General features: G+C 33.4%; 22 protein-coding genes. 9 read left to right on the plus strand and 13 right to left on the minus strand.

Translation table 11 applies throughout. From position 1 onward, the window contains the following. Window positions 1–9: 9 nt before the first annotated feature. Together IMZ30_RS03075 and topA are read right to left on the minus strand one after the other, a co-directional pair. Window positions 10–1,179, minus strand: a complete 1,170-nt coding sequence (locus tag IMZ30_RS03075; protein WP_207039080.1) for a formimidoylglutamase — start codon at window positions 1,177–1,179, stop codon at window positions 10–12. Further along, window positions 1,180–3,714, minus strand: a complete 2,535-nt coding sequence (topA, locus tag IMZ30_RS03080; RefSeq protein ID WP_207039081.1) for a type I DNA topoisomerase — start codon at window positions 3,712–3,714, stop codon at window positions 1,180–1,182. 188 nt (window positions 3,715–3,902) lie between these two features. Here topA and miaB point away from each other — a divergent pair, with 188 nt between their 5' ends. From miaB to IMZ30_RS03120, 8 genes are all read left to right on the plus strand, one after another. Next, window positions 3,903–5,351, plus strand: coding sequence for a tRNA (N6-isopentenyl adenosine(37)-C2)-methylthiotransferase MiaB (miaB, locus tag IMZ30_RS03085; RefSeq protein WP_207039082.1), 1,449 nt, complete (start codon window positions 3,903–3,905; stop codon window positions 5,349–5,351). 9 nt (window positions 5,352–5,360) lie between these two features. Beyond that, complete coding sequence (locus IMZ30_RS03090; RefSeq protein ID WP_207039083.1) at window positions 5,361–6,623, plus strand: sigma 54-interacting transcriptional regulator; 1,263 nt, start codon at window positions 5,361–5,363, stop codon at window positions 6,621–6,623. Further along, a complete protein-coding gene (locus IMZ30_RS03095) occupies window positions 6,623–7,123 on the plus strand; it encodes an LptE family protein (protein WP_207039084.1) in 501 nt (166 codons plus the stop codon). Before IMZ30_RS03090 ends, IMZ30_RS03095 begins: the two co-directional genes overlap by 1 nt. 1 nt (window position 7,124) lies before the next feature. Further along, the gene (locus IMZ30_RS03100; protein ID WP_207039085.1) at window positions 7,125–7,904 is read left to right on the plus strand and encodes a hypothetical protein; all 780 of its coding nucleotides are present in this window, start codon (window positions 7,125–7,127) and stop codon (window positions 7,902–7,904) included. Then, window positions 7,904–8,233, plus strand: coding sequence for a preprotein translocase subunit SecG (gene secG / locus IMZ30_RS03105; RefSeq protein WP_207039086.1), 330 nt, complete (start codon window positions 7,904–7,906; stop codon window positions 8,231–8,233). Before IMZ30_RS03100 ends, secG begins: the two co-directional genes overlap by 1 nt. 136 nt (window positions 8,234–8,369) lie before the next feature. Continuing rightward, window positions 8,370–8,645 carry a co-chaperone GroES gene (gene groES / locus IMZ30_RS03110; protein WP_073192283.1) on the plus strand — a complete coding sequence of 92 codons (276 nt, stop codon included), beginning with the start codon at window positions 8,370–8,372 and terminating at the stop codon, window positions 8,643–8,645. A gap of 27 nt (window positions 8,646–8,672) precedes the next feature. Beyond that, window positions 8,673–10,307, plus strand: coding sequence for a chaperonin GroEL (gene groL / locus IMZ30_RS03115; RefSeq protein WP_207039087.1), 1,635 nt, complete (start codon window positions 8,673–8,675; stop codon window positions 10,305–10,307). 117 nt (window positions 10,308–10,424) lie between these two features. Beyond that, the gene (locus tag IMZ30_RS03120; RefSeq protein WP_207039088.1) at window positions 10,425–11,888 is read left to right on the plus strand and encodes a S10 family peptidase; all 1,464 of its coding nucleotides are present in this window, start codon (window positions 10,425–10,427) and stop codon (window positions 11,886–11,888) included. A 73-nt stretch (window positions 11,889–11,961) separates the two neighbouring features. Here the strand turns inward: IMZ30_RS03120 and azu are convergent, their stop codons facing one another. The 3 genes from azu to eno all read right to left on the minus strand — a co-directional run bounded on the left by azu (window position 11,962) and on the right by eno (window position 15,205). Continuing rightward, complete coding sequence (azu, locus tag IMZ30_RS03125; protein ID WP_207039089.1) at window positions 11,962–12,474, minus strand: azurin; 513 nt, start codon at window positions 12,472–12,474, stop codon at window positions 11,962–11,964. Window positions 12,475–12,505: 31 nt separating this feature from the next. Continuing rightward, a complete protein-coding gene (locus IMZ30_RS03130; RefSeq protein ID WP_207039090.1) occupies window positions 12,506–13,786 on the minus strand; it encodes a citrate synthase in 1,281 nt (426 codons plus the stop codon). A 126-nt stretch (window positions 13,787–13,912) separates the two neighbouring features. Next, window positions 13,913–15,205 (minus strand): phosphopyruvate hydratase, encoded by a 1,293-nt coding sequence (gene eno / locus IMZ30_RS03135; RefSeq protein WP_207039091.1) that lies wholly within the window; start codon window positions 15,203–15,205, stop codon window positions 13,913–13,915. 208 nt (window positions 15,206–15,413) lie between these two features. On the opposite strand from eno, the gene IMZ30_RS03140 reads away from it, so the two are divergent. Further along, the gene (locus tag IMZ30_RS03140; protein ID WP_207039092.1) at window positions 15,414–15,956 is read left to right on the plus strand and encodes a fasciclin domain-containing protein; all 543 of its coding nucleotides are present in this window, start codon (window positions 15,414–15,416) and stop codon (window positions 15,954–15,956) included. Window positions 15,957–16,005: 49 nt separating this feature from the next. Here IMZ30_RS03140 and carA read toward each other — a convergent pair whose 3' ends face one another. The 8 genes from carA to infA form a co-directional block, all read right to left on the minus strand. Continuing rightward, window positions 16,006–17,112, minus strand: a complete 1,107-nt coding sequence (gene carA, locus IMZ30_RS03145; protein ID WP_207039093.1) for a glutamine-hydrolyzing carbamoyl-phosphate synthase small subunit — start codon at window positions 17,110–17,112, stop codon at window positions 16,006–16,008. Window positions 17,113–17,183: 71 nt separating this feature from the next. Beyond that, window positions 17,184–17,669, minus strand: a complete 486-nt coding sequence (rplQ, locus tag IMZ30_RS03150; RefSeq protein WP_207039094.1) for a 50S ribosomal protein L17 — start codon at window positions 17,667–17,669, stop codon at window positions 17,184–17,186. Window positions 17,670–17,689: 20 nt separating this feature from the next. Continuing rightward, the gene (locus IMZ30_RS03155; RefSeq protein WP_207039095.1) at window positions 17,690–18,682 is read right to left on the minus strand and encodes a DNA-directed RNA polymerase subunit alpha; all 993 of its coding nucleotides are present in this window, start codon (window positions 18,680–18,682) and stop codon (window positions 17,690–17,692) included. A gap of 17 nt (window positions 18,683–18,699) precedes the next feature. Beyond that, window positions 18,700–19,305 (minus strand): 30S ribosomal protein S4, encoded by a 606-nt coding sequence (rpsD, locus tag IMZ30_RS03160; RefSeq protein ID WP_207039096.1) that lies wholly within the window; start codon window positions 19,303–19,305, stop codon window positions 18,700–18,702. Window positions 19,306–19,371: 66 nt separating this feature from the next. Then, complete coding sequence (gene rpsK / locus IMZ30_RS03165) at window positions 19,372–19,755, minus strand: 30S ribosomal protein S11 (protein WP_207039097.1); 384 nt, start codon at window positions 19,753–19,755, stop codon at window positions 19,372–19,374. Between the two features lie 8 nt (window positions 19,756–19,763). Then, entirely contained in the window at window positions 19,764–20,138 is a 375-nt protein-coding gene (gene rpsM / locus IMZ30_RS03170) for a 30S ribosomal protein S13 (protein WP_207039098.1), read from the minus strand. Between the two features lie 2 nt (window positions 20,139–20,140). Further along, entirely contained in the window at window positions 20,141–20,257 is a 117-nt protein-coding gene (ykgO, locus tag IMZ30_RS03175; protein WP_003442659.1) for a type B 50S ribosomal protein L36, read from the minus strand. A 4-nt stretch (window positions 20,258–20,261) separates the two neighbouring features. Next, entirely contained in the window at window positions 20,262–20,477 is a 216-nt protein-coding gene (infA, locus tag IMZ30_RS03180; RefSeq protein WP_073192298.1) for a translation initiation factor IF-1, read from the minus strand.

Genomic DNA, 20,477 nt, shown 5'->3' on the forward strand with positions numbered 1-20,477 from the left:
TAAAATTAATCAAAAATACCCTTTGAGTTTGGCATTACACCAGCGTTGAGGTATTTTCCCTGCGCAAGCATCTTTATAATCTTGTTCGCAACATGATATAAACGTAAAATGAATGTTATTATTATGCAAAAAATTATCTGAGGCTTTAATCCACCATTTATTAGAACGCTTACTATGTAAGAACTCTAAATAATCATCATTTTTAAAATCTATTGGAACCTTGTAACTAATTATGTTTTTATTATTAGTTGAGATATTTTCTGAAGACTTTAAATTAAATCCTTCTATAAAATACCATATCACTTGCACAAGGAGATGATTAAAATTAGGGGTTGAATTTACAGAACCTAGCTCACCTAGATGAAAACATTTTACACGATCACTCAATCCCGAGTACCTTGCAATTGTGCACATTTGCATTCCATCAAAACCGTTTGGCATAAAATGGGTAGCATCGGCCAATGTAGACGAACTTACCGAGCTAAAATCTAAACTTACTAAATCAGAATCTCTTAATACAGGTTCAACAATTGTGATGTCTCTATTAATTTCACCAAATCTATAAGCCTCAAAAAATAGCTTCTCCATTAAATCAATTTCGTGTTGTGCATTATGAAATGTCAAATACCCTAAATTGGAATAATTAAACAAATTGTAGGGCTCATCAACGATAATTTTACCAACAAAAGAATGGTTTGAAAAATCTTCTTCTGAACTTCCTAAATCAAATTTAGCATCAACATTAGTAACATTTATCATATATTGAAAACCATCAAAAGCTCTATAAATTGGATAAACAATATCTTGGCTACCTCCAATTATTAAGGGTACTAATTTAGCTTTTAACAACTCAGATATTACAGATTTAATAAGAAAAAAAGTATCGTTAACAGTCTCGCCTTTTTTTATATGCCCCAAATCTATAATTTTACTACTCCAAGACCCTGGATTTAAACTGTAAAAATCATATCTTATCTGTTCATGATCTACACGATAACATTTAGATTTTATGCTATTTCTATTTTCATCAACGCTAATAATTGCAATATCATAATCACTTAATTCAATTTCCTCATCGTGATTATAGAATTTAACTTGATGAAAAATGTGCGTTGTTGCAGTAGACTTAAATTGAAGTTTAAAGTCTTCTGAGACAACCTGTAAGAATTCTAAATTCATTTATTTTTTTGATTTAGACTTTGCGCTTTGAACTTTAGATTTTGACTTTGATTTAGACTTTGATTTTTTCTTGGCTTTACCTTTTGGCTTTTTTGTATTTTTCTCTAAAATAGCTTTTGCCTCATCTAAGGACATCTCTTCAGCTTCAGTTGTTTTAGGAAGCTCTACTTTTGTTTTGCCTTTAGATAATTTAAATCTTCCCCAACGTGCTTTTTCAAGCTTTATCCCTTCATCTTCCCAATGATGAATTAGCTTTTCACGTTCTTTTTTAAGTTTATCTTCAATTAACTCTTCAATATCTTCATTAGACAAATTATCGAAATCGTATTTTTTATTAACATTAATAAACATACCATCCCATTTCAAATAAGGCCCAAAACGCCCAACACCTTTTTGAACACCTTTATCTTTGTAGTGATAAATCGGAGCATCAGCCTTTTCTTTGGCTTTAATTAATTCAATTGCGCGATCATAATCTACGTCTAACGGATCTTCACCTTTATCTAATGAAATAAACTTTTTACCATAACGTAAGTAAGGCCCATATCTCCCTACGTTAGTTTCCATTTTTTCTCCTTCGTATTCTCCAATCTCTTTTGGCAGTTTAAATAATTCTAAAGCTTCTTCGTAAGTGATTGAACTTAAAGATTGATTAGGCTTCAAACTAGCAAATTGAGGCTTTTCGTCATCTTCTACACTTCCTATTTGAACCATCGGACCAAATTTCCCTAAACGAGCGCTTAAAGGTTTGCCAGTTTTAGGATCTTTACCTAATACACGTTCACCAACTTCGCGTTCAGCATTTTTGGCAACATCTTCAACTATTGGATGAAAATTTTTGTAAAAATCGCTCATAATGGCTGTCCATTTAGCATTTCCGTCAGCAACTTCATCGAAATCTTGCTCTAGTTTGGCTGTAAAATTATAATCAACAATACTACTGAAGTGATTTACCAAAAAGTCATTAACTACCATACCAACATCTGTTGGCACTAATTTACCCTTATCGCTACCAACCATTTCGGTGAGCTGATGTTTTTTGAGCTCGTCATTTTTTAATGTTAGTTGAATGTATTTACGTTCTTTACCTTCAACTGATCCTTTTTCTATATATTTTCTATTTTGAATTGTTGAGATTGTTGGCGCATAAGTTGAAGGTCTTCCAATACCTAACTCTTCTAATTTCTTAACAAGCGAAGCTTCTGTGTAACGTGCTGGTGGTCTTGTATAACGTTCAGTTGCTTTGATATATTGATTATCCAAGACGTCACCTTTAATCATTTTTGGTAAAAGACCTGCTTTTTCTTCGGCTTCATCATCATTACCTTCTAAATAAACTTTCAAGAAACCTTCAAAAGTGACAATTTCACCGTTAGCAGTAAAATGTTGATCGCTTTTATTTGAAGCTATTTTCACATTAGTCCGTTCTAGTTTTGCATCGCTCATTTGTGAAGCAATACCACGTTTCCAAATTAATTCGTATAAACGCTGTTGATCTCGCTCTGCTGAAATACTATGATGTGCAAAATTGGTTGGCCTTATGGCTTCGTGAGCTTCTTGAGCACCTTTAGACTTACCCTTAAAGTTTCGACTTTGATGAAACTCGTTTCCATAAGCTTTTTCAATTTCAGCTTGAGCTCCTTTCTTAGCATCTTTAGACAGATTAACGCTATCTGTTCTCATATAAGTGATATGACCAGACTCGTAAAGTCTCTGAGCAATTTGCATTGTCTTGCTAACTGAAAAATACAACTTTCGAGAAGCTTCTTGCTGCAAGGTTGATGTCGTAAATGGTGGCGCTGGTGATTTTTTAGCTGGCTTTTTTGTAAGGTCTTCAACTTTAAATTCAGCCGATTTATGTGCTTCTAAAAATGATTCGACTTCTGCCTGATTTTTAATATTTTTTGGAAGCTTTGCTTTAAATTTACCGCCTGTATTGGTAGCAAATTCTGCATCAACACGAAATGACGCCTTTGGCGTAAAATTCATAATCTCACGTTCACGCTCAACAATTAAACGAACAGAAACCGATTGCACTCTACCGGCAGACAAACCACCTTTAACTTTTCGCCATAAAACTGGCGAAAGCTCGTAGCCTACTAAACGGTCTAACACACGTCGAGCTTGTTGGGCATCAACCAAATTATAATCGATTTCACGCGGATTTTCAATGGCACGTTGAATTGCAGATTTGGTGATTTCAGAAAAAACAATACGTTTAGTTTTCGATTTATCAAGATTTAACTCTTCGGCGAGATGCCAAGCTATTGCTTCACCTTCTCGGTCTTCATCACTTGCTAACCAAACCACTTCAGAAGATTTAGCAAGTTTAGCCAACTTTTTAACCACATCTTTCTTGTCGCTATTAACAACATATTTTGGCTTAAAATCGCCATCAACATCTACACCTAATTCTTTTGAAGGTAAGTCTGCAATATGCCCAAAACTAGATTCTACTTTATAATCGTTTCCTAAAAACTTTTCGATGGTTTTTGCCTTTGCGGGAGACTCAACTATTACGAGATTTTTTGCCATGAATTTGAAAATTTCTGTTACAAAAGTATGCGATTTTTTTGATTTCAATTCAAAATAAACACTAAACTGAATTTTAGCACTCTTAACTCAATTCATTACCGCATCAATTCAGATTAACTAAAATTACGAAAATGACACTTTGTCAGTTTTTTTATTACATGTATCTTTGTGCAAAATTGAATGCGGTTATGGATAAAGTCATAGACGAAGCAAAACAAGGTTCAAGCATTGTTAATGCTCAAAATATTAACAACACAAAAAAATTATATATAGAAAGCTACGGTTGCCAGATGAATTTTAGCGACAGCGAAATTGTAGCTTCTATCCTACATGATAATGGTTATAATACAACTAATCAACTTGCCGAAGCTGATTTAGTTTTGGTAAACACATGCTCAATTCGTGATAAGGCAGAACAAACTGTTAGAAAACGACTTGAAAAATTTAATGCTGTAAAACGTGACCAACCGAACATGAAAGTTGGTGTTTTAGGTTGTATGGCTGAACGCTTGAAGAGTAAATTTTTAGAAGAAGAAAAAATAGTAGACCTTGTTGTGGGGCCAGATGCGTATAAAGACATCCCTAATTTACTCCAAGAGGTTGAAGATGGTAAAAATGCAATGAATGTTATTTTGTCTAAAGAAGAAACTTATGGTGATATTTCACCCGTAAGACTTCAAAGCAATGGCGTTTCAGCATTTGTTTCAATTACAAGAGGCTGTGATAATATGTGTACCTTTTGTGTAGTACCATTTACACGAGGAAGAGAACGAAGTCGTGACCCTAAAAGCATTTTAGACGAAGTTAATGATTTATGGGATAAAGGTTTTAAAGAAATTACATTACTCGGGCAAAATGTAGATAGTTACTTATGGTACGGCGGCGGACTTAAAAAAGATTTTGAAAATGCTTCCGAAATTCAAAAAGCAACTGCAGTAAAATTTTCTGGTTTACTAGAATTAGTAGCCAAAGCTCAACCTAAAATGCGAATCCGGTTTTCTACTTCTAACCCACAAGATATGACGCTTGATGTTATTGAAGTCATGAGTAAATACCGTAATATTTGTAATTATATTCATTTACCTGTTCAAAGTGGAAGCGACCGAATTCTTAAAGCCATGAATCGCCTTCACACTAGAAAAGAATATTTTAAGCTCATCGATAATATTCGAAAAATAATTCCTGACTGTGGTATTTCACAAGATATGATTGCTGGGTTCCCAACAGAAACTGAAGATGACCATAAAGACACTTTATCTTTAATGAATTATGTGAAATATGATTTCGGTTTTATGTTTGCCTATTCTGAAAGACCTGGAACTTTAGCTGGACGTAAAATGGAAGACGACGTACCAGCAGATGTTAAAAAGAGACGGCTTCAAGAAATTATAGCTTTACAACAAGAGCATTCACTTTATCGCACAAAACAACATTTAGGTAAAGTTGAAGAAGTGCTTATTGAAAAAGAATCTAAAAAATCTGATGTGCACTGGAGCGGCAGAAACTCTCAAAATACAACAGTTGTTTTTCCAAAAGAAAATTATCAAATTGGTGATTATGTTAACGTAAAAATAATTGACTGTACGAGTGCCACATTGATTGGCGAGGCAGTTGGTTATGGCGAATTACAATCTTAATAAGTAAAAATGGAATCTACCCAAGCAATTAAACAGCGTTTTGAGATTATAGGAAACGATCCTGGCTTAAATCGAGCAATTGAAAAGTCAATTAGAGTTGCGCCCACAGATATTTCGGTCCTTGTAACAGGAGAATCAGGTGTTGGTAAAGAAAGTCTACCTAAAATTATTCATGCCTTATCTCATCGTAAACACGCTAAATATATCGCCGTTAACTGTGGTGCAATTCCTGAAGGCACCATAGACAGCGAACTATTTGGGCATGAAAAAGGGGCATTTACAGGTGCAACTCAATCCCGTGATGGTTACTTTCAAGAAGCCGATGGTGGTACCATTTTTTTAGACGAAGTTGGCGAACTACCCTTAACAACACAAGTCAGACTTTTAAGGGTTTTAGAAAATGGTGAATATATTAAAGTAGGGTCATCACAAGTTCAAAAAACCAATGTAAGAATTGTAGCCGCTACAAACGTTAATATGTTTGATGCCATTAAAAAAGACAAATTTAGAGAAGATCTTTATTATCGCTTATCTACCATTGAAATTAACTTACCACCGCTGCGTGATCGAGACGGTGATATACATTTACTGTTTAGAAAGTTTGCCTCAGATTTTGCAATGAAGTATAAAATGCCAACCGTTAGATTAGATGATGAGGCTGTAAAACAACTCAATAATTGCCGCTGGCCTGGAAATATTAGACAATTAAAAAATGTTGCTGAACAAATTTCAGTATTAGAAACTAAGCGAGAAATTTCGGCCCAAACCTTATTAAATTATCTCCCAAAGTATTCCTCTAACTTACCTTCGGTAGTTAATGAAAAATCATCTAGCGATAAAGGTGACTTCAGTAATGAAAGAGAAATTTTATATAAAGTACTCTTCGACATGAAAAGTGATTTAAATGATTTGAAAGAACTTACTTTAGAATTGATGAACAAGGGAAACCTAGAACATGTTAAAGAAGAAAATGAAGGCCTAATCAACAAAATATATGGTGATGATGAAAGAGAGTTTTCAAAAACTTCAACTCAAGACAAATTAGAAATACTTCAAATTCCTGAAAGAAGTAAAATTGAAAAACCTAAAAATGACCCTTACGATTTTGCTGAAGAAGTTGAAGAAGAAGAAACACTATCTTTACACGAAAAAGAGGTCGAACTTATTAAAAAATCACTTGAACGCAACCAAGGTAAGAGAAAGCCTGCAGCAGACGAGCTGGGAATTAGCGAGCGAACACTTTACAGAAAAATTAAACAATACAACTTATAATGAAGTTTAAGTACACCATTTTTGGGCTTTTAAGCATACTATTAGTAAGCTGCGGAATTTACTCTTTCACAGGGGCTGACACAGGTAACGCAGAAACATTTCAAGTTAATTATTTTCAAAACAATGCTCGATTAATAGAGCCTGGTGTTGACCGCGATTTCACACTAGCATTACAAGAATTAATTCAAAACCAAACGAGTTTGAGTTTGGTAAATCAAAACGGAGATTTAATCTACGAAGGTGAAATTACACGTTACGATGTATCACCTATGACAGCAACTTCAAATGATAGAGCTGCACAAAACCGTTTAACTATCGCTGTAAATGTGAGATACTTTAATACACTAGAGCCTGAAAAAGATTTTGAAAAAAGTTTTTCATTTTATTTCGATTTTGATGCCAATCAGCAATTAGTTGGTGCTGTAAGAGATGAAGCACACGAAGAAATCTTTACCCGAATCTGCCAAGATATTTTCAACGAATCATTAACCAATTGGTAAAATGAATTTAAGCAGGCTTCAACATATTCTAAAATTTCCAAACGAAATTAATCCATCTGATGAAGAAATCTTAAATGAAGCGATTGAAGTTTATCCTTATTTTCAGGCACTATATGCATTAAAATTGAAATATCTCGCCAACACAAACAGCTTCAGATTCAATCAATTTCTAAGAAAAACAGCCACCAGAACAACTAACAGAAAAGTTTTATTTGACTTTATTACCTCAACTGAATTCAAACAACAAAAAACAGTAGACCTCATTAATCAAAATCAACAAAAACTCGAAGAATTAAGCGAGTTAGAAAAAACTTTAGGGTTATCAAAACAAGAAGCCGAAACCATTGAAAACCCAAACTTATTTGAAAAAAAGAATTACCTAGAATTTGAAAAACAAGACAAACACTCATTTAATGAATGGCTAAGCTATCTTAAAGTTGAGCCTATTACCAATAAAAAAGATGGCAATCCAAAAAATATAAAAACTAAGTTTGAAGATAATGAAGTAGCAAAACAACAAGAAATTATTAATAACTTCATTAAACAGAATCCAAAAATTAAACCCGAAAAATCAAATCGAAATCTTGAAAGAAAAATCGAATTAAAATCAAGTCCTTCTGAAATGATGACCGAGACATTGGCAAATGTTTATTTAGAACAAAAGCGATATGACAAAGCAATTCAAGCATTTAATATATTAATTTTGAAAAATCCCGAAAAAAGTAGTTTATTTGCAAATCGAATAAATGAAATTAAGCAACTAAAAGAAAATAACATATAATGAGTACATTTTCAATATTTTTAATCCTAATCGTTATCGTCGCTTTTTTATTAATCGTTGTTGTAATGGTGCAAAACCCTAAAGGTGGTGGTTTATCTTCATCTTTTGGAGGTGGTGGCTCTCAGCAAGTAGGTGGCGTAAAACAAACATCAGATTTTTTAGACAAAAGCACGTGGGCGTTAGCAACTTTTTTATTAGTGCTAATATTATTAGCTAACTCAAGTATTTTAAGCAACAAATCGGTTGGTGATTCGAAACTTCTTGACGAAAATACAACCACTCAACCTGTAGAAAATACGAACGATTTAGATTTACCAGAAGCAGAATAATTTTTTTTTTGAAAACAATCAGAAAATGCCAGCTTATGACAAGCTGGCATTTTTATTTACTAAATGTCAGCAATTTTAAATTGGCACAATTTTCGTTTAAAAATTGTCGTAATTATTAAACTAAAAAATTTAAATAATGGCAGTAAACATTAAACCCTTAGCAGATCGAGTGCTTGTTGAGCCTCAAGCAGCTGAAACTAAAACAGCTTCAGGAATTATTATTCCAGAAACCGCTAAAGAAAAACCACAACGCGGTAAAGTGGTAGCCGTAGGTAAAGGCAAAAAAGACCATGAAATGACGGTAAAGGAAGGTGATATTGTTCTCTATGGTAAGTATGCCGGAACAGAATTAAAACATGATGGTGAAGATTACCTAATCATGCGCGAAGACGATATATTAGCAATTGTATAATTAATATAACTCTAAAAATAAAACAAAATGGCAAAAGATATAATTTTTGATATAGAAGCAAGAAATGGTGTTAAAAGAGGAGTTGATGCTCTAGCAAACGCTGTTAAAGTAACATTAGGCCCAAAAGGTAGAAATGTAATTATTGGTAAATCATTTGGCGCACCTTCAGTTACAAAAGATGGTGTAAGTGTTGCTAAAGAAATTGAGCTTGAAGATGCATTAGAAAACATGGGAGCTCAAATGGTTAAGGAAGTTGCTTCTAAAACTAATGATCTAGCTGGTGATGGTACAACAACTGCAACCGTATTAGCTCAAGCAATTGTAAAAGAAGGTTTAAAAAACGTTGCTTCAGGTGCAAACCCTTTAGATTTAAAAAGAGGAATCGATAAAGCTGTAGAAGCAGTTGTTGCAGAATTAACCAAACAAGCTAAATCTGTTGGTGATACTTCAGAAGAAATTAAACAAGTAGCATCAATTTCTGCTAATAATGATGACAAGATAGGCGAACTAATCGCTGAAGCTTTCGGTAAAGTTGGTAAGGAAGGCGTTATTACAGTTGAAGAAGCTAAAGGAACAGAAACTTATGTTGATGTTGTAGAAGGTATGCAATTCGACAGAGGTTATTTATCACCTTACTTTGTGACTGATAGTGAAAAAATGACAACAGATCTTGAAAGTCCACACATTTTAATTGTTGACAAGAAAATCAACGCAATGAAAGAGTTGCTTCCAGTATTAGAACCAGCAGCTCAAAGTGGTAAACCTTTATTGATTATTGCAGAAGATATTGAAGGTGAAGCACTTGCTACATTAGTCGTAAATAAATTAAGAGGATCGTTAAAAATTGCTGCTGTAAAAGCACCAGGTTTCGGTGACCGAAGAAAAGCAATGTTAGAAGATATTGCGATCTTAACAGGTGGAACTGTAATATCTGAAGAACGCGGATTTACTTTAGAGAATGCTACTTTAGATATGTTGGGTACTGCAGAAAATGTTACAATAGATAAAGATAACACAACTATTGTAAATGGTGCCGGAGAAAAAGAGAACATTGTTAATCGTGTGAACCAGATTAAAGCCCAAGTAGAATCTACGACAAGTGACTACGATAAAGAAAAATTACAAGAGCGTTTAGCCAAACTTTCAGGTGGTGTTGGTGTACTTTATGTCGGTGCAGCTTCAGAAGTGGAGATGAAAGAGAAAAAAGATAGAGTTGATGATGCATTACATGCAACACGTGCAGCTGTAGAAGAAGGCATTGTTTCTGGTGGTGGTGTTGCATTAATTAGAACTTTAAAAGCATTAGAAGGTCTTAAAGTTGAAAATGCAGACGAACAAACAGGAATCAATATTATTGCAAAAGCAATTGAGGCACCAATGAGAACAATTGTAGAAAACGCTGGTGGTGAAGGTTCTGTTGTTATCAACAAAGTTTTAGAAGGAACAAAAGGCTATGATGCAAAAACCAACACTTATGTAGACATGCTTAAAGCAGGTATTATAGATCCTAAAAAAGTTACACGCGTAGCCTTAGAGAATGCAGCTTCGGTTTCAGGTATGATTTTAACTACTGAATGTGCACTTGTTGATATTAAAGAAGATGATAACAATGCCGGTGGTGGAATGCCTCCAATGGGTGGCGGAATGCCAGGTATGATGTAATTTTTATTATCATATTATTCTTTAAAAGCCGTTCCAAAATTGGAACGGCTTTTTTATTTTTAAACTTAACGAACAAGAGATAGTCTCAAATGTGTATTTTTAATCTAAAAAGCATTTATGAAACAATTAGCCTACATCACGTTTTTTATTAGTCTAGTTAACTTTGGCTGGGCTCAAGAAAAATCTATTACTCAACATAGTGTAGATATTAATGGAGAATCTCTTAATTATACTGCAGAAGTATCGACACTTCCGCTTTTGAATGATCATGGAGAAGCTATTGCTAACATTCAATACACCTATTACACTAAAAAAAGTAAAGCTTACAAAACCAGACCATTAGTTATTTCTTTTAACGGCGGACCAGGTTCGGGTTCTGTTTGGATGCATTTAGCTTATACTGGACCACGTGTTCTCAAGATTTCAGACGAAGGTTTTCCGGTACAGCCTTATGGACATAAACAAAATCCTTTTAGTATTCTTGATGTTGCAGATATTGTTTATGTTAATCCTGTCAACACAGGTTATTCAAGACCAGTTCTAAATGAAAAAGGAGAATTTGATAAATCTAAGTTTTTTGGTGTCAACGCAGATATTAATTATTTATCAGAGTGGATCAATACATTTGTTACCAAAAAAGATAAATGGTTAGCTCCAAAATTTTTGATTGGTGAAAGCTATGGAACAACTCGTGTTTCTGGCTTAGCAAATGCACTTCAAAATCAGCATTGGATGTATATTAATGGTGTTATATTAGTTTCTCCAACTGAATTAGGACTTGATTTAACTGGACCTGTTGAAATCGCCAATCGCTTACCTTACTTTGCCGCTGCTGCTTGGTATCATAACAAATTAGAACCAAACTTACAAAACAAACCTATTTTAGAAATGCTAAAAGAGGTTGAAGATTACACGATTAATATTTTAACACCAGCACTTATAAAAGGTGGCTTTTTAAAGGACACCAAAAAACAACAGGTTGCTAACCAAATGGCGAAATATGCTGGTATTAAACCTGAAATTTTCTTAGACAACAATTTAGATGTTAGCTACAACTTATTCTGGAAAACACTTAAAAAAAATGACGGCTTTACAGTTGGCAGGTTAGATTCAAGATATTTGGGATTAGATGAAAAAACTGCTGGAACAAGACCTGATTACAATGCTGAGTTAACCTCATGGCTTCAGTCTTTTACGCCTGCAATAAACAACTACTATAGAAATGAACTAAATTATAGAACAGATCTTAAGTATAACATGTTTGGTAATGTTTATCCTTGGGATAGAACTCAAAACAATAATACAGGCAAACAGCTTCGACAAGCTATGGCACAAAATCCTAGTTTAAATGTTATGATTCAATCAGGGTTGTTTGATGGAGCAACAACTTATTTTAATGCAAAATATACCATGTGGCACATAGATGATAGTGGAAAATTAAAAGATCGATTTACATTTAAAACCTACGAAAGTGGCCATATGATGTATTTAAGGAGAGATGATCTTGAGACAGCTAATAATGATTTAAGAGAATTTATTTTAAAAAGTATACCTAAAGAAAATAAACCTATTAAATATTAATTTTAAAGCTACATAAAACTAAAAAAGCGAGGTAAAATTATACCTTGCTTTTTTTTAAATTATATACTTAAAATTATTCAACTATAAATTTTCCTTTCATCAGAGCTAAGTGACCTGGAAAGCTACATATAAAATCATATTCACCTTTCTCAGGTGCATCAAAAGTAATGGTTGTTTTTTCACCACCACCTAACATTTTTGTATGAACAATTACGCTTTCAGTATTTTCTGGGATATAATTATTATCTTTAAATTCAACTGCTGTGGCTCCGAATTCCTGCACATTAGTTCCTTGAGTTAACAAAACAAAATTATGCCCCATTGTTTCTACACTCATTTTACCAACATGCTCTAAAGTTAATTCAACCTTATCGCCAGCCTTAACTCGTATTTCAGAAAGGTTATACTTCATTTGGTCATTACCTGTTAACCTAACTTTTGTAACACCATCTTCATTGGCTGTTTTGGTTTCTTCAACTTTTGGAGTTGAATTTAATTTGATTTCTTTTTCTTCCTTTTTTTCTGTGTTGGACCCACAAGCTGCAAAAAGTATTGAAAAACTTAATATTGAAATTTTCTTAAACATTTTTGATATTATTTTGATTAAATTTTATAGATTATCTATTATCTAACTCTTTAAAACTTCTTTGATTTTCACCAACATAGACCTGTCTTGGTCTACCAATAGGTTCTTTTTTCAATCTCATTTCTCTCCATTGAGCAATCCATCCTGGCAATCTACCTAAAGCAAACATTACCGTAAACATATCTGTTGGTATACCTAAAGCTCTATAAATAATCCCTGAATAGAAATCAACGTTAGGATAAAGTTTACGTTTAACGAAATAATCATCTTCTAAAGCCTCTTTTTCTAAACCTTTAGCAATGTCAAGTATAGGATCTTCTACACCTAAATTACCTAAAACTTCGTCTGCAGATTTTTTTATGATTTTAGCACGTGGATCGAAATTTTTGTAAACACGGTGACCAAAGCCCATAAGCCTGAATGGATCTTCTTTGTCTTTGGCTTTAGCCATATATTTTTTGGTATCGCCACCATCTTCTTTAATTCCTTCTAGCATTTCAATAACGGCTTGGTTAGCACCACCATGAAGTGGTCCCCAAAGTGCAGATATACCTGCTGAAATCGATGCAAATAAACCAGCATGAGATGAACCAACAATTCTAACTGTAGAAGTTGAACAATTTTGCTCGTGGTCGGCGTGAAGTATTAATAATTTGTTTAGCGCTGATGCGATGACAGGATCAACATCATAATCTTGATTAGGTTTTTTGAACATCATTTTTAAGACGTTTTCTACATAACCAAGATTGTTATCACCATAGTCAAGTGGTTGACCTGTACGCTTTCTTAAAGCCCAAGCACATATAACAGGAAATTTAGCAAGTAATTTAATGATTGCATTGTACATTTCTTCTTTAGAATCTACATTCACAGAAGATGGGTTAAATGCAATTAGTGCACTTGTAAGTGACGAAACAACACCCATTGGATGAGCAGATTTAGGAAAACCATCTAAAATCTTCTTCATCTCCTCATCTACATTAGATTCTGATTTAATATCTGCATAGAATTTATCTAGTTCAGATTTTGTAGGTAATTCACCAAAAATTAAAAGATATGCAACTTCTAAGAAACTAGCTTTATCAGCAAGCTCTTCAATTGAATATCCTCTATATCTAAGAATTCCTTCTTCACCATTTAGAAAAGTAATTCCACTTTCGCAAGAGCCTGTATTTTTAAATCCTCTATCTAAAGTAATTAAACCTTTTGTAGAAGCTCTTAACGTAGAGATATCTATAGCATGTTCATTTTCGGTTCCTTTAACTACTGGCAACTCGTAAGAATTACCGTCAAAATCTATTTTGGCTTTCATATATTTAGTTTTAAATGAGTGATTACAAATTTAATAATTTACATGTTAATTGGGAGTTAATAAGCCTTAATAAAAAGGGATTTATTAAGGCTTATCGTTAAACTTATCTAAAAATGAAATAGAAAATTACATCTGTATTTTGAATGCAGAGCTTTGAGGATATATAGCTGTCTGACCTAATTCTTCTTCAATTCTAAGAAGTTGATTATATTTAGCCATACGGTCGCTTCGTGAAGCAGAACCTGTTTTAATTTGGCCTGTGTTCAGCGCAACAGCTAAATCAGCAATTGTATTGTCTTCAGTTTCGCCTGAACGGTGCGACATAACAGCGGTATATCCAGCATTCTGTGCCATTTGAACCGCATTAATTGTTTCTGTTAGTGTCCCAATTTGGTTTACTTTTATTAAAATAGAATTTGCAATACTCTCTTTGATGCCTCTTGAAAGACGCTCTACATTTGTTACAAACAAGTCATCACCTACGAGTTGCACTTTATCACCTATTTTTTCTGTCAAGACTTTCCATCCATTCCAATCATTTTCATCCATGCCATCTTCAATTGATATGATTGGGTAATTTTGAGCTAATTCAGCTAGATATTCAGCTTGCTCTTCAGAAGTTCTAACTTTACCTGTACTCCCTTCAAATTTTGAGTAATCATAGCTGCCATCAACATAAAATTCTGCTGCTGCACAATCGAGAGCAATCATAATTTCCTCTCCAAATTTGTAACCTGCATTTTCAACGGCCTGTTTTATAGAATCAAGAGCGTCTTCAGTTCCTTTTAATTTTGGTGCAAAACCACCTTCATCACCAACAGCTGTGCTTAAGCCTCTTTCTTTTAAAACCTTTTTTAAATGATGGAAAATTTCTGTACCCATTTGTAGTGCTTCAGAAAAATCTTTTGCTAGTACTGGCATTACCATAAATTCTTGAAAAGCTATTGGGGCATCACTATGAGAACCACCATTAATGATATTCATCATAGGTACTGGAAGTGTTTTAGTTTGCACACCACCCACATAACGATACAATGGTAAACCAAGTTCGTTAGCAGCCGCTTTTGCACAGGCTAGTGAAACACCTAAGATAGCATTTGCGCCAAGATTTGATTTATTAGGAGTACCATCTAAATCAATCATAATTTGATCTATCAAACTTTGATCAAACACTGATATTCCAAGTAATTTATCTGCTATTAATGTATTAACATTATTAACAGCTTTTAAAACACCTTTGCCCATATAATCCTTACCACCATCTCTTAACTCGACAGCTTCATGTTCGCCTGTTGATGCTCCAGATGGAACAGCGAATCTCCCTAATGTTTCTGTTTCAGTTATTACATCAACTTCAATAGCTGGATTACCTCTTGAATCAAAAATTTGTCTAGCGTGGATATCTAAAATTACACTCATTTTATAATAATTTAGTTTGTTGCAATTTACGAAAACCCCTAAAAACAAATTCAAATTAAGCAGAGGTAAATTGAAATAACTTAACTTAATCGTTTTAGTTTTAAGAAATATGCAATGAAACAAGTCATATTTTATTCTTAATTCAGTTAAAATGAAGTTAATCGGTGATCTAATACTTCATTATAAATAATCTTTACAAAAAAAAGCTATGAGAAAGATTAAATTATTTATGCTAATTGCATTATTAAATTTTAGTGCATTATCTATTGCACAAAACAAAATGGTAGGTGGAGCCGAAATGTACCCATCTAAAAATATTATTGAAAATGCTGTGAATTCAGAAATTCACACAACACTTGTTACAGCAGTGAAAGCAGCTGATTTAGTTACAACATTACAAAGTGACGGACCATTTACTGTTTTTGCACCGACAAACTCAGCATTTGAAAAAGTGCCAGCCGATGCCTTAGAAAATCTATTAAAGCCTGAAAACAAAAAGCAACTTCAAACTGTTTTAACTTATCATGTCGTTGCTGGGAACTATATGGCAAAAGATGTTGTTAATTTAATTAATAAAAACAACGGTAAAGCTAAGGTTAAAACAGTAAGTGGTAATTATATTACTTTAATGTTAGATGGCAATTCAGTGATAATTCAAGATAATAATGGAAACAAATCAAAAGTTACGATAGCAGACGTAAAACAATCAAACGGTGTTATTCATGTTATAGATACTGTTCTATTACCTTAGATTGTGATTAGAATTTAGAAAAGCCGTCTTTTTAAAAAGACGGCTTTTTTTATTTAACCATTTGAATAAAATCATCAAATAAATAAGTTGCATCATTTGGACCTGGTCCAGCTTCAGGATGATATTGTACAGAAAATGCCTTTCTATTTTTTAGCCTTATGCCGGCAATGGTTTGATCATTTAGATGAAGATGTGTGACTTCAACATCTTGATTTGCTTCGGTTTGCTCTTTATCTATGGCAAAACCGTGATTTTGTGAGGTTATTTCACTTTTACCAGTTATTAAGTTTTTAACAGGATGGTTAATACCTCTGTGACCATTATGCATTTTGTAGGTAGAAATGCCAAGTGCTTGGGCTAGGATTTGGTGACCTAAACAAATTCCAAAAAGCGGCATATCTTTGTCAAGTAAAGATTTTACAAGTTGAGTGACATCTTTTAATGGCTGAGGATCACCTGGCCCATTAGAAACAAAAATAGCATCAGGTTGTATGTTCAAAATTTCATCTAAAGAAGCATTGTATGGAAAAACGGTTAATTGAGAATTCCTCTTAAGTAAATGCTTCAAAATATTAGTTTTACAGCCTAAATCTAGAACTGCAATTTTAGGTCCTGAATTAGACTCACCTAGATGATAAATTGAAGAAGTTGAAACTTTTGAGGCCAGCTCTAATCCTTTCATTTTTGGATGATTAGATAGTTTTTCCTTAAGTAAATCAATACCTAACTCTAAATTACCAATAATAGCATTCATGGCGCCATGTTTTCTAATGTGACGAACTAAAGCACGAGTGTCTACGTCTGAAATACCTTGGAGTTTGTCTTGTTCTAAGAAAGTCTGTAAACTAGAATTAGAATTAACACGAGAGTTGTTTAAGGAAAAGTTTTTACAAACAAGGCCTGAAATCTGAATAGAATCAGACTCACTTTCATCTAAATTTATACCATAATTACCAATATGGGCATTTGTGGTGACCATAATTTGCCCAAAATATGATGGGTCTGTAAATATTTCTTGGTAACCTGTCATTCCGGTATTAAAACATATTTCTCCAAGGCTGTAGTTAAGGTTACCTATTGCCTTACCAAAGAAAACCGTACCATCTTCAAGTATAACTACTGCTTTAGATTTTTCTTTAAAAAAAGTTGTGCTCATGAAATTAGATTAAAAAAAAAGGGATAAATGCGACATTTATCCCTTTTAGATTATAAATATTTAGAGAAATATTATTCATTCTCGTTTTTTACTTTATCCTCAGAATTGCCTTCTGTTGTAGTTGGTTCTGACTTAGTTTTTTTACCTGCTCTACGAGTTGATTTTTGTTTAGATTTATTGTTGTCTAAGTTATAAACATCATTAAAATCTACAAGCTCAATCATAGCCATTTCTGCAGCGTCACCTAAACGGTTGCCAAGTTTAATAATTCTGGTATAACCACCAGGTCGATCTCCTACTTTTGGGGCTACCTCTCTAAATAACTCAATAACTGCTTCTTTTTCTCTTAATGAAGAAAAAACAAGTCTACGGTTATGTGTAGTATCGAGCTTCGACTTTGTAATAATTGGCTCAATAAATTTTCTTAATGCTTTAGCTTTAGCTAAAGTCGTGTTGATTCTTTTATGTGCAATAAGCGAACAAGCCATATTTGAAAGCATTGCTTTTCTGTGTGAGGTCGTTCTACTTAAATGATTAAATTTCTTTCCGTGTCTCATCGTTACAATTTTTAGACGTCTTAGTCTTTATCTAGTTTATATTTAGAAAGATCCATACCGAAATCAAGACCTTTATTTTCAACTAACTCTTCTAATTCAGTTAAAGATTTCTTACCAAAGTTTCTGAATTTCATTAAATCACTTTTATTGTAAGAAACTAGGTCTCCAAGAGTTTCAACTTCAGCTGCTTTCAAGCAATTTAAGGCTCTTACTGATAAATCTAAATCTACAAGTTTAGTTTTTAACAATTGTCGCATGTGAAGTGATTCTTCATCATAAGTTTCAGCTTGAGCTAACTCGTCAGTTTCAAGAGTAATTCTCTCATCAGAAAACAACATGAAATGATGAATTAATGTTTTTGCTGCTTCAGTTAATGCATCTTTAGGATGAATTGATCCGTCACTAATAATTTCGAAAACAAGTTTTTCGTAATCAGTTTTTTGCTCAACTCTATAATTTTCAATACTATACTTAACATTTTTAATAGGTGTAAATATAGAATCTGTAAAAATTGTTCCTATTGGAGATTTAGAATTTTTATTCTCTTCAGCTGTGACGTATCCACGACCTTTTTCGATAGATAATTCTAAATTAATAGATACAGATGACTCGAGGTTACAGATAACCAAATCAGGGTTAAGTACATCAAAACCAGAAACAAATTTTTGAAAGTCGCCCGCTGTAATTTGATCTTTACCTGTTAATGAAACTGAAACAGTTTCATTGTCAACGTCGTCAAGACGCTTTTTAAATCGAACTTGTTTAAGGTTAAGTATAATTTCGGTAACATCTTCTACTACACCTTTAATTGTAGAAAACTCGTGTTCTACACCTTCAATTCTTACAGATGTAATTGCAAAGCCCTCTAACGATGAGAGTAATACTCTTCGCAGTGCATTACCAACAGTTAAACCATAACCTGGCTCAAGTGGTCTGAATTCAAATTTGCCCTCAAATTCTGTAGAATCAATCATGATTACTTTATCGGGCTTTTGGAAATTAAATAATGCCATAGTTTTACTGTAAGTGATTATTTAGAATATAGTTCGACGATGTACTGCTCGTTGATGTTTTCAGGAATTTGGAGTCTCTCAGGTATATTAACATAAGTTCCTTCAAGCTTTTCACTATTCCATGTTATCCATTCATATGTAGAACTATTGTTAGACAATGAATTTTGGATTGCTAATAGAGATTTTGACTTTTCTCTGACTCCAACTACATCATTAGCTCTTAATTGATAAGAAGGAATATTAACGATTTCGCCGTTAACGACAATGTGCTTGTGTGAAACTAATTGTCTTGCGGCACGTCTTGATGGAGCAATACCCATTCTGAAAACAACATTATCAAGTCTTGATTCACAAAGTTGTAGTAATTTTTCACCTGTAATACCTTGTGATTTACTTGCTTTTTCGAAAAGATTTCTAAATTGCTTTTCTAGGATACCGTATGTGTACTTTGCCTTTTGTTTCTCCATTAATTGGACAGCATATTCAGACTTTTTACCTCTTCTACGGTTATTACCATGTTGTCCAGGAGGATAATTTCTTTTTTCAAAAGATTTATCGTCTCCGAAAATTGGCTCGCCAAATTTTCTTGCTATTTTAGTTTTAGGACCTCTGTATCTTGCCATTTTTGTATTGATTTAAATTTATCATGGATTAAGGTCTCACTTCCTCCGATGATATTAATAATTTTATTAAACTCTTCTTCTTTTTGGTGGGCGACATCCATTGTGAGGGATTGGTGTCACGTCAATAATTTCAGTCACTTCAATACCTGAGTTGTGTATAGATCTAATTGCAGATTCTCTGCCATTACCAGGACCTTTTACATAAACTTTCACTTTACGTAAACCTAACTCGTAAGCAACTTTTGAAGCATCTTCTGCAGATAATTGAGCTGCGTAAGGTGTATTTTTTTTACTACCTCTAAAACCCATTTTACCAGCTGATGACCAGGAAATAACGTCGCCTTTTTTATTAGCTAAAGATACTATCACATTGTTAAATGAGGCGAAAACATGGGCTTCACCTGTAGCGTCGACAACTACTTTTCTCTTTTTAGTTGATGATTTTGCCATAATAATTATTATTTAGTTACCTTTTTCTTGTTAGCAACTGTTTTTCTTCTACCTTTTCTTGTGCGAGAGTTATTTTTGGTTCTTTGACCTCTTAGAGGTAAACCAACTCTATGTCTGATTCCACGGTTACAACCTATGTCCATCAATCTCTTAATGTTCATTTGAACCTCTGATCTTAACTCACCTTCAATAGTATAGTTAGCAATAGCCTCACGAATTTTTGAAATTTGCTCATCAGACCAATCTGACACTTTAATGTTTTCATCAACATTAGCAATTTCTAAAATTTCTTTTGCTCTACTTTGGCCTATTCCGAAAATATAAGTTAACGAAATTACGCCACGTTTTTGTTTTGGGATATCAACACCTGCGATTCTTGCCATAACTACCCTTGTCTTTGTTTAAATTTAGGATTCTTTTTGTTAATTACATAAAGTCTGCCCTTTCTACGGACAATTTTGCAATCAGAACTTCTCTTTTTAATTGATGCTCTAACTTTCATAATCTTAATATCTATAAGTTATTCGAGCCTTAGTTAAATCATAAGGGCTCATTTCTAATTTTACTTTATCTCCTGGTAAAAGTTTAATGTAATGCATTCTCATTTTACCAGAAATATGAGCTGTTACAACGTGTTCGTTTTCTAGCTCCACTCTAAACATTGCATTTGACAATGCTTCTATAATAGTTCCGTCTTGTTCAATTGAAGGTTGTTTAGCCAT

Source organism: Psychroflexus sp. ALD_RP9 (assembly GCF_017311165.1).
Classification (GTDB): domain Bacteria; phylum Bacteroidota; class Bacteroidia; order Flavobacteriales; family Flavobacteriaceae; genus Psychroflexus.

Bases quoted from the DNA above. Each gene is read 5' to 3' on its own strand.
- infA (WP_073192298.1), bottom strand. From the start codon at position 20,477: ATGGCTAAACAACCTTCAATTGAACAAGACGGAACTATTATAGAAGCA.
- IMZ30_RS03075 (WP_207039080.1), bottom strand. From the start codon at position 1,179: ATGAATTTAGAATTCTTACAGGTTGTCTCAGAAGACTTTAAACTTCAA.
- secG (WP_207039086.1), top strand. From the start codon at position 7,904: ATGAGTACATTTTCAATATTTTTAATCCTAATCGTTATCGTCGCTTTT.
- IMZ30_RS03100 (WP_207039085.1), top strand. From the start codon at position 7,125: ATGAATTTAAGCAGGCTTCAACATATTCTAAAATTTCCAAACGAAATT.
- eno (WP_207039091.1), bottom strand. From the start codon at position 15,205: ATGAGTGTAATTTTAGATATCCACGCTAGACAAATTTTTGATTCAAGA.
- IMZ30_RS03130 (WP_207039090.1), bottom strand. From the start codon at position 13,786: ATGAAAGCCAAAATAGATTTTGACGGTAATTCTTACGAGTTGCCAGTA.
- IMZ30_RS03095 (WP_207039084.1), top strand. From the start codon at position 6,623: ATGAAGTTTAAGTACACCATTTTTGGGCTTTTAAGCATACTATTAGTA.
- IMZ30_RS03120 (WP_207039088.1), top strand. From the start codon at position 10,425: ATGAAACAATTAGCCTACATCACGTTTTTTATTAGTCTAGTTAACTTT.
- azu (WP_207039089.1), bottom strand. From the start codon at position 12,474: ATGTTTAAGAAAATTTCAATATTAAGTTTTTCAATACTTTTTGCAGCT.
- IMZ30_RS03155 (WP_207039095.1), bottom strand. From the start codon at position 18,682: ATGGCATTATTTAATTTCCAAAAGCCCGATAAAGTAATCATGATTGAT.
- miaB (WP_207039082.1), top strand. From the start codon at position 3,903: ATGGATAAAGTCATAGACGAAGCAAAACAAGGTTCAAGCATTGTTAAT.
- groL (WP_207039087.1), top strand. From the start codon at position 8,673: ATGGCAAAAGATATAATTTTTGATATAGAAGCAAGAAATGGTGTTAAA.
- topA (WP_207039081.1), bottom strand. From the start codon at position 3,714: ATGGCAAAAAATCTCGTAATAGTTGAGTCTCCCGCAAAGGCAAAAACC.
- rpsK (WP_207039097.1), bottom strand. From the start codon at position 19,755: ATGGCAAAATCATCAACTAAAAAGAGAAAAGTAGTTGTCGACGCTACA.
- IMZ30_RS03140 (WP_207039092.1), top strand. From the start codon at position 15,414: ATGAGAAAGATTAAATTATTTATGCTAATTGCATTATTAAATTTTAGT.
- ykgO (WP_003442659.1), bottom strand. From the start codon at position 20,257: ATGAAAGTTAGAGCATCAATTAAAAAGAGAAGTTCTGATTGCAAAATT.
- rpsM (WP_207039098.1), bottom strand. From the start codon at position 20,138: ATGGCAAGAATCGCAGGTGTTGATATCCCAAAACAAAAACGTGGCGTA.
- carA (WP_207039093.1), bottom strand. From the start codon at position 17,112: ATGAGCACAACTTTTTTTAAAGAAAAATCTAAAGCAGTAGTTATACTT.
- IMZ30_RS03090 (WP_207039083.1), top strand. From the start codon at position 5,361: ATGGAATCTACCCAAGCAATTAAACAGCGTTTTGAGATTATAGGAAAC.
- groES (WP_073192283.1), top strand. From the start codon at position 8,370: ATGGCAGTAAACATTAAACCCTTAGCAGATCGAGTGCTTGTTGAGCCT.
- rplQ (WP_207039094.1), bottom strand. From the start codon at position 17,669: ATGAGACACGGAAAGAAATTTAATCATTTAAGTAGAACGACCTCACAC.
- rpsD (WP_207039096.1), bottom strand. From the start codon at position 19,305: ATGGCAAGATACAGAGGTCCTAAAACTAAAATAGCAAGAAAATTTGGC.